The following is a 10,705-nucleotide window of genomic DNA, read 5'->3' as shown; positions in this document are numbered from 1 at the left end:
GGTTCGGCACCCAGTTTGGGGCGCCCGCACGTTTCGATTTCTCTCACGCCGGGGTCGCCCCGCGCCTGATCCGAAGATCGCCCGGGATGTTAGCCTCCATCCACCGTGCCACGGGCGCGAGCGCGGGATGTGCCAAATCGCGTTCCATCAATTCCCAAACCCGCGGAATCAGGTCGAGGTAGCGGTCCTTGCCGTCACGCCGCGAAAGCCGCACGAAAATTCCCACGATCTTCGCATTACGCTGCGCGCCCAGTCGGGCATAATCGGCCAGAAACGCATCCGCATCGCCGACGTGTTGGAGGTAATGCTGAAGCATATCCGCCTCAAGCGCGGCAGCAACGTCACGGCGCGCGTCCTGCAACAGGGATACGAGATCGTAGGCCGGGTGCCCGACCAGCGCATCCTGAAAATCGAGCAGACCCTGCCCGTAAGCCTCGAACCCCTCTTGACCATCCAGCAGCATGATGTTTTCGGCGTGATAGTCGCGCAAGACCGTGACGCCGCCGCCTTCCCATGCGCCCTGCCGTTCAAGCACCGGCAACATCACTTCTCGCCATGCTGCTTCGTATCCGGCGTCGTCCACTGACAGGCCGTGGGCGACGCAGAACCATTCGGTGAATAGTTTGGCTTCTCGTAGGTATTCGTTGAGGTCGTAGGCCCGAAACGGACCCGCCGGCGCGCGGTGCAAGCGAGCAAGCACCGAAACGGCATCGCGATAGACGGGCGTTTCCTCGTCCGGTGCATCGTCGAGATGGTCGCGCATCCGGCGATGGCCGAAATCTTCGAGCAGGACGAGCCCTTGCGCTGCGTCCTCTGCCAATACCTTCGGCGCGCGAAACCCGTGATCTAGCAGATAGTGGGCGGCATCGAGGAAGGGTTTGGGATCTTCGTTAGGCGGCGGCGCATCCATCAGCATCGCGCACGCCCCGTCGGCCCGCCGCACGCGGAAATAACGGCGGAACGAGGCATCGCCCGCCAGCGGTTCGATCGCGGCATCGCCCCAACCGGCAGCGTCTAGAAACGCCTGAGCATGTGGGGGTGCGATCGCGATGTCAGAGGGCGTTGTCTGGGTCATGGCAGTCGGTTTAGCCAACCTTCCCCCGGCTCCACAATCGCCAAGCGCCCGTCATCCGCCGTTTCCAACCGGATCGAGAGGCAATTCGCCTCATGCGCGAAACCGCCGGCCTGTTCGGGCCATTCCGCGATCAGCGCCGCGCCGTCGCGGTAATCGTCCAGTCCCAGTTCCTCGACCTCGCCCACATCCTCCAGTCGGTAGAAATCGGCATGGACCAGCGGCAGCGCCACCCCGGGCGGATCGTAAGTCTGGATGATCGCGAACGTGGGCGAAGGCACTTCTCCTGCATGCCCAAGCGCGGCGATGATCGCGCGGGCCAGCGTCGTCTTCCCTGCGCCCAGCCCGCCCGACAGTGCAACGACATCGCCTGCGCGCAATACCTCCGCGATTCGTTCGCCCAGCGCCGCTGTCGCCTTTTCGTCCGGCAGGGCGACGCGCAAGGGTGCAGTCATGGCAGCTTGATCGTCGCGGTCACGCCCTGATTTGCGTGCTGCATGAATTCCAGCTTGCCGTCATGCGCTTCGATCAGTTCGCGCGCGAGCGGCAGGCCGAGCCCCGCGTTCTGGCGCGCCAGTTCAGCCTCCGCCCCTTCGGCGCCCAGCTGGTAATGAATGATGATGTGCGCCCCATCGCGACGACGACGCAGGTCGACATTGACGCGCGATCCGTGCGGGCTGCTGGCCACCGCATTGTCGAGCACGTTGCCAAGCGCCCGAGCCAGCCGGCGCGGATCGCCACGGACCGTCCCGGCGCTCCTGTCCCCGCGCAAGTTGAGCGTCAGGCGCGCGTCTTCGATTTGCGACGCGCGGTCGTGGACGAGCCGGGTGACCAGCGGCATCAGTTCGATGACTTCTTGCGCCAACGGCAGAAGCCCGGCCTCGCTTTGCGTCAGATCGAGCACCGATTCGATCTGGTCGGACAGCCGCGCGGTCGATTCGAGGATCGCGCCCATGTACTCCTTGGCAGTATCCGAAAGCTCACCCGCCACACCGTCGCGCAACATCTCGGCAAAGCCGGTGATCGACGTCAGCGGCGTGCGGAATTCGTAGCTCATGTTGGCAAGGAAGCGCGTCTTGACCGCATCCGCCTCGATCAGCGCCTGATTGCGTTCGAGGAGCGCAGCCTCTGCCTTCTGACTGTCGGTGATGTCGAGGCTGGTCAGCATGCCGTTGCCATCGGGCAGCGGCATGCCCATCAAAGCGAGCGTGCGCCCATCGGCAAGTGCGACCCGCCCGCCCGTCTGTTCGCGGCGCAGGGTCGCCGCCTCGATCACCATGCCGATCCGCTGCGCATCGCCGGGGCTTGCCAATTGCGGGCGCAATGCCTCCAGCAAGGTTTCGATATGCGGATGGCTGCCGAGAAATTCTTCGGACAGCGACCATTCGGCCGCGAACCGCCGGTTCCACAGCTGTAGCCGCCCGTCTGGCGCGAGCACGACCAGCCCTTCGAACAGCGAATCGAGTGTGGCCGTACGAACCCGGAGCAAGGTGTCGCGCGCGCTGGCGAGTTGCAGCTGTTCGGTCCGATCCTCGACGATCATCATCAACCCGCCGTCGGGCATCGGCTGCGCAACGATGCGCAAATGCGTGCCATCGGGCAGAACCCATTCCTCATCCGTCGCGTCCGATGCGGTAAACCACGCCTCTTTCTCACGCCGCCAAGCCGGGAAATCGCGCGCTTCGGGCACGCGGCCGGCATCGCGCATGATATTCAGGAGTTCGCCGACGGGCACGCCTTCCTGCCCGATATTGGACGGCAGGCGGAACAGCCGCTGCATCGGCAAGTTCACGAAGTTGAGATTGCGCAGCGAATCGAATTGCGCGACGCCGGACGAAAGCTGATCGAGCAAGGCGCGCTGGGCACCGCGAAATGCGCGGTATTCGCGGCTGAGCTGTTCGAGGTTTTCGACGTCGATGGCATATCCCGCGACCCCTTCGGATCCGACCGGCAAATCGCTGACGCTGAAAGCGCGGCGTTCCCCGTCGATCGTGACCATGACGTTGCGTTCGATCGGATGTCCGCTGTCGCGCGCCTGATGCGCCACTTCGGATGGAGACACGCCGTCGGTGGTTTCGATGAGTTCGACATTGCCCGACACGACTTCTTCGGCGTTTTCGGCGCCCACGGCTGCGACATAGGCGCTGTTCACCAGCCGGATGCGACCGTCGAGCCCGCGGAACCACATCGGGATCGGCGCGGCTTCGATCAGGCCCACCAATGCGGCGAAATCGGCGTGGGCCTTTGCCGCGTCATCGGTCAGCCGCGCGATCTCGTTCGCGCTATCGCTGGCATCGATGATCCATACTAACACCGCGCCACCACGCGAAATCTGTGGATCGGCGAGATGACCTGTCACTGACAGGGCATGGCCCTTGGCATGGGGATGGAGCATGAGCCGGAACGGCGCGGCAGAACTCAAAGTGCGCCTGCAATGTTGCCAAAGATCATCGATCTCTGCGACAGAAACGCCACGGGCATCGGACCCAGCAAGATCGTGAATGGTCCGGGGCAGCGTTTCCAACCCGAACCAGTCGGCGATCCGGTCCGAAGCCTCGATCCGCCCGTCCGCCCTGATTATCATCGGCAGGCCCGGCGCTTCGTCCATCATGCGGACCATGCGCAACAGCCGCAGGCGATCCTTGCGCGACGTAAGGCTGCGACGGCGGACCGTGAACAAGGTCCATGCCGCAGCCGCGGTCCAGCAGGCCATGATCAGGCCCAGCAGCACCAGCGCCGGAATGCCGATCGTTATCGACTCTTCGCCCCACCATTGTCCCATGGCCAAAGGCTATGCAGCGATGGGGAGCAGGACGACAACCCCGCCGCGCCGACAGGAGCAAAAAAACCTGTCGGCACGGGGGACTTGCATCATTGTCAGTAGCGGTAGTGTTCGGGCTTGTACGGCCCTTCGATCGGCACGCCGATATATTCCGCCTGTCTCTCGCTCAGCTTGGTGAGTTTCACACCCAGTTTGTCCAGATGCAGCGCAGCGACCTTTTCGTCGAGATGCTTGGGCAGGACGTAGACTTCGTTCGCGTACTGGCCACCCTTAGTGAACAGCTCGATCTGGGCGAGCACCTGATTGGTGAACGAACAGCTCATGACGAAGCTGGGGTGGCCGGTGGCGCAGCCCAGGTTCACGAGCCGCCCCTTGGCCAACACGATGATCTGCTTGCCGTCGGGGAATTTTACGATGTCGGTGCCCGGCTTGATCTCGGTCCATTCATAATTGGACAGCGCGCCAATCTGGATCTCGGAATCGAAGTGACCGATGTTGCACACGATGCTCATCGGTTTCATCGCCTTCATATGCTCGGCGGTGATGACGTCTTCGTTGCCGGTGGTCGTCACGAAGATGTCGGCGCGCTTCGTCGCCTCTTCCATCGTCACGACTTCATAACCTTCCATCGCCGCCTGCAATGCGCAGATCGGGTCGATTTCGGTAACCATGACGCGCGCGCCGCCATTGCGCAGCGAATCGGCGCTGCCCTTGCCGACATCGCCGAAGCCCGCGACGCAGGCGACCTTCCCGGCCAGCATCACGTCGGTGGCGCGACGGATCGCATCGACAAGCGATTCCTTGCAGCCGTAGAGATTGTCGAACTTCGACTTGGTGACCGAATCGTTCACGTTGATGGCGGGGAACGGCAGCTTGCCGTTCTTGGCGATGTGATAAAGCCGATGGACACCGGTCGTCGTTTCTTCCGAAACGCCGCGGATGTTGGCGACCGATTTCATCAGGTAGCCCGGCTTCGCCTTGACGAAAGCCTTGAGAGCGCGCTGGAATTCGATTTCCTCGGCATTGCCGGGTTCGGGCAGTTCGTCGCCCGCTTCAAGCCGCGCACCCCAAAGTGCGAACATCGTCGCATCGCCACCGTCGTCGAGGATGATGTTGGCGGTGTTGCCCGAACCGTCGATGTCCCAATCGAAGATGCGACCGACGTAATCCCAGTAATCGGCAAGGCTCTCGCCCTTGATGGCGAAAACCGGAATGCCCTGTGCGGCGATCGCGGCGGCGGCGTGGTCTTGCGTCGAATAGATGTTGCAGGTCGCCCAGCGAACTTCGGCGCCCAACGCGATCAGCGTTTCGATCAGGACCGCGGTCTGGATCGTCATGTGCAGCGATCCGGTGATCCGCGCGCCCTTCAGTGGCTGCGATTCGCCGAATTCCTCGCGCAGGGCCATCAGGCCCGGCATCTCGGTTTCGGCAATGGCGATCTCGGCCCGGCCATATTGGGCGAGGGCGATGTCGGCGATGACGTAGTCGTGTTCGATTGCGGCAGTGGCCACGGGGCAGCTCCTGAAAAAAGTCCGTTCCGGGCGTTTCTGCCCGGTAAAACGCGAAAAGCGGGCAGAAGCCCGGCTTGGCCGTTCCTCTACCCGCTCTCCGTCCCGAGAGCAAATATAAAGAAATCTTTATATCCCTCTCGCGACACCCGGAACGCCCGGCTCAACTCCGGGCGGCCCCCCGTTCGTCCGCACTTGCGAGCGTGGACATACGAACTGGCCCGTCAGATCCGTCGTTCAGCTTAACGCTTCATGGCGAACTTTGCGGGCCGACTATTGGCAAGCAACTCGTCAGCCGCCGCCAGGAGCCGGCTGCTGTCGCGATCTGCCGCAAGATTCTGTGTCACTTGCTTGAGTTCCGCGCACTCCAGCCATGGGTGCCCTTGCCCATAGCGGTTGGCCATGCCGACGCTGATCGTGTCGAGCTGGCGCCGCGCGCCCTTTGCCCCGGCCTTGGTGGCGTACGACGCCTGCAGCGTCTTTGCCGCACCTTGCATCGTGACGTTGTGGGCGGCGGAAAACTTTTCGTAATCGCGCTGGAAATTCTGGGAGCCGTGACGACAGCGCAGAGCGGTCACCATCAGCATGATGTCCAGCTTGCGCAGTTTTTCGGCGCTGGAATAATCGCTGGCTGCATGTACAGGAACGGCCGCTCCGACAAGCATGGCCACCGACACGGCGCCTGCGATGAATGTCCCGAATTTCCCCATCTCGATGCTCCCGCTTGCCCCTCGCGGCTGGTCTTGCGCGATGGGTGTGTCCTCGATGGCTTCGGAGCATCCGCTTATTTCTTTACTGAAACTTAAACCTTGGAAGTAAAGGGAAATTAACCACGCCTCGGCTCACCCCACCTTGCAGCATTTCGCGGGCGTCCTATGTCCTGCGCACAATTTCCAAATGCAGTTGAAAGGGCATCGATATGACGATCAAGGTAGGCGACAAGATTCCTGACGTGACTCTGGTCAAGGCGACGAGCGAAGGGCCGGAAAAGGTCCAGTCGAGCGAATATTTCTCGGGCAAGAAAGTAGCGCTGTTTTCCGTGCCCGGCGCATTCACACCGACCTGTTCGGCCAAGCATCTCCCCGGTTTCGTCGCGAAGGCCGACGAGTTGAAGGCCAAGGGCATTGACGAGATCGCCTGCACCGCGGTCAACGATCCCTTCGTCCTGCAGGCATGGAACGAGCGCGACGGTTCGACGGCCGTCACTATGCTGGCCGACGGCAATGGCGACATGGCCAAGGCGCTGGGCCTGACCATGGACGGCTCTGGCTTCGGTCTTGGTCAGCGCGGCTCGCGCTGGTCGGCAGTGGTCGATGACGGCACGGTCGTGCAACTGAACGTCGAAGAAGGCGGCAGCTTCGAAGTGTCGAGCGCGGAAAACATGCTCAATCAGATCTGATCCGATCGACATCGCGATATTTCCAAGGGGCGCTTTCGGGCGCCCCTTTTTTCATCACGCGACCCATCGGTCATCGGCATCGAGAGCATTGGGTTTTCAGGGCAACGCCCTTACCTCCGACACGAGGATAATCTCGCACGCGCCGGCGCCCTTATCGTTGCGGGTGCGCGATGTCTTCCACCGCCCGCCATCGGGGGCGTAAATGTCGACGAGATGACCCCGGATTGCAACGACCCCGTTCGATCGGATCGCCCCGATCTGGTCGGCGATGTCGTCGTTCGCCGGGATCAGGTGCCAGTTGGCCGAACTTTTCCCGAACCTTCGCACCCGCGGGTCCTGCCACGCGTCTGGCCCAGCCCGCCAATAATAGAACCGGCCCGACTGGTTGATGTCGATGCGCGAATGCACGTCGGCCCGCGCGCCTTCGCCCCACGCAACCGCAATGTCGACCGGGGCGTAGTCGGCGAAGGCATCGGCAAAGGGCCCGCCATAAGATTTGCGCGCAAGTACCAGCACTTCCGCGTCGAAAGTCGCGACTTTGCGGATGCCGCGCCAATCGGTAGTCACTTCGTTGAGGATATACTGTCGCGGCGCGGAGACTTGCGCATCGCGCGGTGGATCGGAGCATCCGGCAACAAGCAGCGGTGCAAACAGACCTGTAATCGCCAGTCGCCACCCCCCACGAGTCACTGCGTCAATCCATGTGGCGCAGGCCGATGCGCAGATAATCCCATCCCGTAAGCGCCGTCAGCACCGCCGCCGCCCAAAGCGCGACGATCCCGGTCCAGTACACGAAGTCGAGATGCGGCAGCGCTCCCGACAAGACCAGCGCGCCCAGCGACATCATCTGGAACGTCGTTTTCCATTTCGCCAGTTTCGACACCGGAACAGATACTTGCACCCCGGCGAGGAACTCTCTCAGCCCCGAAACCATTATCTCTCGCAAGAGGATGACTAGCGCCGCAAGCACGTGGACGGAGGTGATGATACCGGTATGGACGAGGACAAGGATAACCGCCGCGACCATGATCTTGTCGGCGATTGGGTCGAGGAATATCCCCAACCGGCTGACCCGCCCGCTCGACCGCGCGAGCATGCCGTCGAAATAGTCGGTAACACCCGCGACACAATAAAGCGCGAATGCGACACCATGACCCAAACGCCACTCCGGCCACCACAGCAGCAAAACGAGCAGGGGCACGGCGAAGATCCGCGAAAGGGTGAGGAGATTCGGAAGGGTCAGCATTATCTCGAGCTTTTTGTTCCGATTGCGCATAGCGGGAAACTGTCACGCGCAAAAGCTGGTCTAGGGGTTGTGCGAAAAGCTGTTCGCTTTAATGACATGTCTCACCGTACAGCATGACTTTATCCACACACCTCCTCGCGCGCAGGCGCTTCCTGCCGATTTTCGCGACGCAGATGCTGGGGGCATTCAACGACAACCTGTACAAAAACGCCATGGTGCTGTTCGTGGTGTACCAAGTTTATTCCTCCACCGCCGAAGAGGCGAAATTCTCCGCCATAGCCTCGGGATTGTTCACGATCCCCTATGTGCTTCTGTCCGCGCTATCGGGTCAGCTTGCCGACATGCGCGACAAGGCGGCAATCGTCCGCTGGGTCAAAACGGCGGAAATCGGGATAATGGCCATCGGCGCTGTCGGATTGCTGCTCGCATGGCAAAACACGTTGGTGACCACGCTGGCGATCCCGCTGATGCTGCTGGCGCTGACGGGTTTGGGTGCGCATTCGACGTTCTTCGGACCCATTAAATACGCGATCCTGCCCCAACACTTGAAACGAGACGAGGTATTGGCGGCAACGGGACTTGTCGAAGCCGGCACGTACATCGCCATTCTGGCCGGGACCATACTCGCCGGGTTCATTTCGGTAGAGGTTACCGCCGTAATCGTCATGGTGACGGCGGTCGTCGGCTATTTCGCAGGTAGGCAGGTTCCCGCGGCACCTGCGCAAGCGGTCGGGGAAAAGATCGACTTCAATATCCTGAGGTCTTCGATCACGGTCGTTCGCGCAACGATGCACGACAAGCGCGTGTTTTATGCGATTCTTGCCATCAGCTTCTTCTGGACGATCGGCGCAATCCTGTTCATCGAATTCCCGCCGCTGGCAAAGAACGTGCTGACCGCGGACAAGGCAGTGGCCAGTCTGTTCCTCGTCGTGTTTTCAATTGGCGTTGCGATCGGTTCGATGTCGATCAACGCCTTGCTCAAAAATCAGGTGTCGGCCCGCCACGCACCCATTTCGGTCGTGGTGATGGGCCTTTTCGTCGTGGCGTTCCACCTGGTGTGCAAGGCATGGGTCCCGCATGACGGGCTCTATTCGGTGACCGAGTTCATCCAGCTGCGCCTGGCGATCCCATTGCTGCTTTGCTTGTTGGGCATTGCGATTGCCGGCGGCATGTTCGTCGTGCCGCTCTATGCGTTCCTGACTACGGTCGTCGACAAATCCCAGACGGCACGGACAGTTGCGGCCAACAATATTGTCAATTCAGCGGCGATGGCGGGCGGCGCGCTGGTCGCGATGGGGCTGACGCATTTCGGTATCTCGATCGTCGACCAACTGCTACTCGCAGCCGCTATGTGTATCGTATCCGCTTGGCTGGGCTGGATACTTTATCGTGCAGAGCTTGACCTGGTTCCTGCCGAATAGGTTGGTTCAGAGCCGGCGTCGTTCAGGCGATCATGCCCATTACGACGACAAAGCACGCGATATACGACATCAGGAAATGGCGCACGTCGCGGTGCGTCAGCGTCCAGCCGCCTTGATCGTCGGCCGTCTCAATGGAAGCAGGTGAAGTCGGGCGATCGCGGCGTCCGAAAGTGGGGCGGCGTAGCGTCGCCGCGCGAAAACGCGCAGACTTGGTCCGACCGGCTTCAGAAAATCTGGAGAGTGTAAGGGTAGCGGCGTTCTGCATAAGGCCTCTATCGCTGGTTCACGGGTCCTTTCGGGCTTCACGAACATAACGCCGTCTCGCCGGTAACCGTTCCTTAACTATAGGCCTTCGTCACGGCATCCAAGGCCCCCTGCGCCAATCGCCCCGTATCGGGACAGCCGGGTTAACCATCGTCTCCCGCATGCAAGCTGCAGCGGCTTTGCGTGTCGACCATTTCCAAACGCTCGACAAAAATTTTTCTGCTTTCAGCCGGATTGACGAATTTTCGCGTCAGCTCTTTTTCGCCATCGCGAGAATCAGCTTCCATTCTTCGGGAAAGACTTCGGCCACCGACAGCCGAGACTGTTTGATGATCTCCATCTCGGCCAGTTCGGGCGTCGCCTTGATCTGCTTCAGCGTGACTGGACGGTCCAGCTTCCTGACCGGCTTCACCTTTACCGCAGCCCATTTTCCGGTTTCATCGGTCGGATCGGTAATGCCGGCAACGCTGATCTCGACGATGCCAACAATCTCCAGCCCGATATTCGAATGATAGAAGAACGCGCGGTCGCCCTTCTTCATGGAGGCGAGGTTATTTTTCGCCCGGTGATTGCGAACCCCATCCCACGTCCCCTCGCCCTGCTTAACCAGGTCGTCCCAAGAATAGACGTCGGGTTCGGATTTCATCAGCCAGTACCGTTTGGCCATCGCGTCGATCTTCCCTTGCTGCACCGCTGCCGGATCGCCGCGTTCTAGACGGACAAGACAGAAGGGCAAGGCGATCGGCCGAAATGCTGGCGAACTATCGACAGGCGCGCGCATAGTTCCGCGCATCGCACAGTAGCGCAATGCAGGATGCCGACGATGTCTAAAATCGGACGATGGTGGAGCCGAGGGGGAACCTCGAATATGCCCATAACCATCTCTATTAAAATGCTAATTTCCGACTGCTACAGCACCACTAGTAGCCATATTCTGTAGCAAAATGCAAATTGCTACAGAATGTCGCTCGCTTATCAGTATGCCAAAGCGGGAGCGGTGCGGCATCGGAATT

The 10,705-nt window shown here is 61.0% G+C and carries 10 protein-coding genes; 2 read left to right on the top strand and 8 right to left on the bottom strand.

Translation table 11 applies throughout. The features are described 5' to 3' along the window. Window positions 1-43: 43 nt before the first annotated feature. From EKN06_RS01795 to EKN06_RS01775, 5 genes are all read right to left on the bottom strand, one after another. On the bottom strand, window positions 44-1,075 hold the full coding sequence (locus EKN06_RS01795) for an aminoglycoside phosphotransferase family protein (protein WP_127611158.1): 1,032 nt from the start codon (window positions 1,073-1,075) through the stop codon (window positions 44-46). Further along, window positions 1,072-1,527, bottom strand: a complete 456-nt coding sequence (gene tsaE / locus EKN06_RS01790; protein ID WP_127611157.1) for a tRNA (adenosine(37)-N6)-threonylcarbamoyltransferase complex ATPase subunit type 1 TsaE — start codon at window positions 1,525-1,527, stop codon at window positions 1,072-1,074. Before tsaE ends, EKN06_RS01795 begins: the two co-directional genes overlap by 4 nt. Then, complete coding sequence (locus EKN06_RS01785) at window positions 1,524-3,854, bottom strand: sensor histidine kinase (RefSeq protein ID WP_127611156.1); 2,331 nt, start codon at window positions 3,852-3,854, stop codon at window positions 1,524-1,526. The genes tsaE and EKN06_RS01785 overlap by 4 nt, the downstream gene beginning before the upstream one ends. Before the next feature lie 95 nt (window positions 3,855-3,949). Then, complete coding sequence (gene ahcY, locus EKN06_RS01780) at window positions 3,950-5,365, bottom strand: adenosylhomocysteinase (RefSeq protein WP_127611155.1); 1,416 nt, start codon at window positions 5,363-5,365, stop codon at window positions 3,950-3,952. A gap of 239 nt (window positions 5,366-5,604) precedes the next feature. Beyond that, window positions 5,605-6,027, bottom strand: coding sequence for an S-adenosyl-L-homocysteine hydrolase (locus EKN06_RS01775; RefSeq protein ID WP_420810777.1), 423 nt, complete (start codon window positions 6,025-6,027; stop codon window positions 5,605-5,607). A gap of 254 nt (window positions 6,028-6,281) precedes the next feature. Between EKN06_RS01775 and EKN06_RS01770 the strand changes: the two genes are divergently transcribed. Next, window positions 6,282-6,761, top strand: a complete 480-nt coding sequence (locus tag EKN06_RS01770; RefSeq protein ID WP_127611153.1) for a peroxiredoxin — start codon at window positions 6,282-6,284, stop codon at window positions 6,759-6,761. Between the two features lie 96 nt (window positions 6,762-6,857). Here the strand turns inward: EKN06_RS01770 and EKN06_RS01765 are convergent, their stop codons facing one another. After that, window positions 6,858-7,451, bottom strand: coding sequence for a hypothetical protein (locus EKN06_RS01765; RefSeq protein WP_127611152.1), 594 nt, complete (start codon window positions 7,449-7,451; stop codon window positions 6,858-6,860). Between the two features lie 4 nt (window positions 7,452-7,455). Beyond that, window positions 7,456-8,007 carry a CDP-diacylglycerol--glycerol-3-phosphate 3-phosphatidyltransferase gene (pgsA, locus tag EKN06_RS01760; protein ID WP_127611151.1) on the bottom strand — a complete coding sequence of 184 codons (552 nt, stop codon included), beginning with the start codon at window positions 8,005-8,007 and terminating at the stop codon, window positions 7,456-7,458. A 113-nt stretch (window positions 8,008-8,120) separates the two neighbouring features. Here pgsA and EKN06_RS01755 point away from each other — a divergent pair, with 113 nt between their 5' ends. Beyond that, complete coding sequence (locus EKN06_RS01755) at window positions 8,121-9,428, top strand: MFS transporter (RefSeq protein WP_127611150.1); 1,308 nt, start codon at window positions 8,121-8,123, stop codon at window positions 9,426-9,428. 514 nt (window positions 9,429-9,942) lie between these two features. Here the strand turns inward: EKN06_RS01755 and EKN06_RS01745 are convergent. Beyond that, on the bottom strand, window positions 9,943-10,359 hold the full coding sequence (locus tag EKN06_RS01745) for an EVE domain-containing protein (RefSeq protein WP_127611937.1): 417 nt from the start codon (window positions 10,357-10,359) through the stop codon (window positions 9,943-9,945). Between the last annotated feature and the right edge of the window lie 346 nt (window positions 10,360-10,705).

The sequence above is a fragment of the Croceicoccus ponticola genome, assembly GCF_004004515.1.
Lineage (GTDB): Bacteria > Pseudomonadota > Alphaproteobacteria > Sphingomonadales > Sphingomonadaceae > Croceicoccus > Croceicoccus ponticola.
The sequence above is the reverse complement of the archived record's forward strand: the minus strand, read 5'-3'. Positions and strand labels throughout refer to the sequence as shown.

Bases quoted from the DNA above. Each gene is read 5' to 3' on its own strand.
- EKN06_RS01775 (WP_420810777.1), bottom strand. From the start codon at position 6,027: ATGCTTGTCGGAGCGGCCGTTCCTGTACATGCAGCCAGCGATTATTCC.
- EKN06_RS01770 (WP_127611153.1), top strand. From the start codon at position 6,282: ATGACGATCAAGGTAGGCGACAAGATTCCTGACGTGACTCTGGTCAAG.
- EKN06_RS01755 (WP_127611150.1), top strand. From the start codon at position 8,121: ATGACTTTATCCACACACCTCCTCGCGCGCAGGCGCTTCCTGCCGATT.
- EKN06_RS01745 (WP_127611937.1), bottom strand. From the start codon at position 10,359: ATGGCCAAACGGTACTGGCTGATGAAATCCGAACCCGACGTCTATTCT.
- EKN06_RS01785 (WP_127611156.1), bottom strand. From the start codon at position 3,854: ATGGGACAATGGTGGGGCGAAGAGTCGATAACGATCGGCATTCCGGCG.
- pgsA (WP_127611151.1), bottom strand. From the start codon at position 8,007: ATGCTGACCCTTCCGAATCTCCTCACCCTTTCGCGGATCTTCGCCGTG.
- EKN06_RS01795 (WP_127611158.1), bottom strand. From the start codon at position 1,075: ATGACCCAGACAACGCCCTCTGACATCGCGATCGCACCCCCACATGCT.
- tsaE (WP_127611157.1), bottom strand. From the start codon at position 1,527: ATGACTGCACCCTTGCGCGTCGCCCTGCCGGACGAAAAGGCGACAGCG.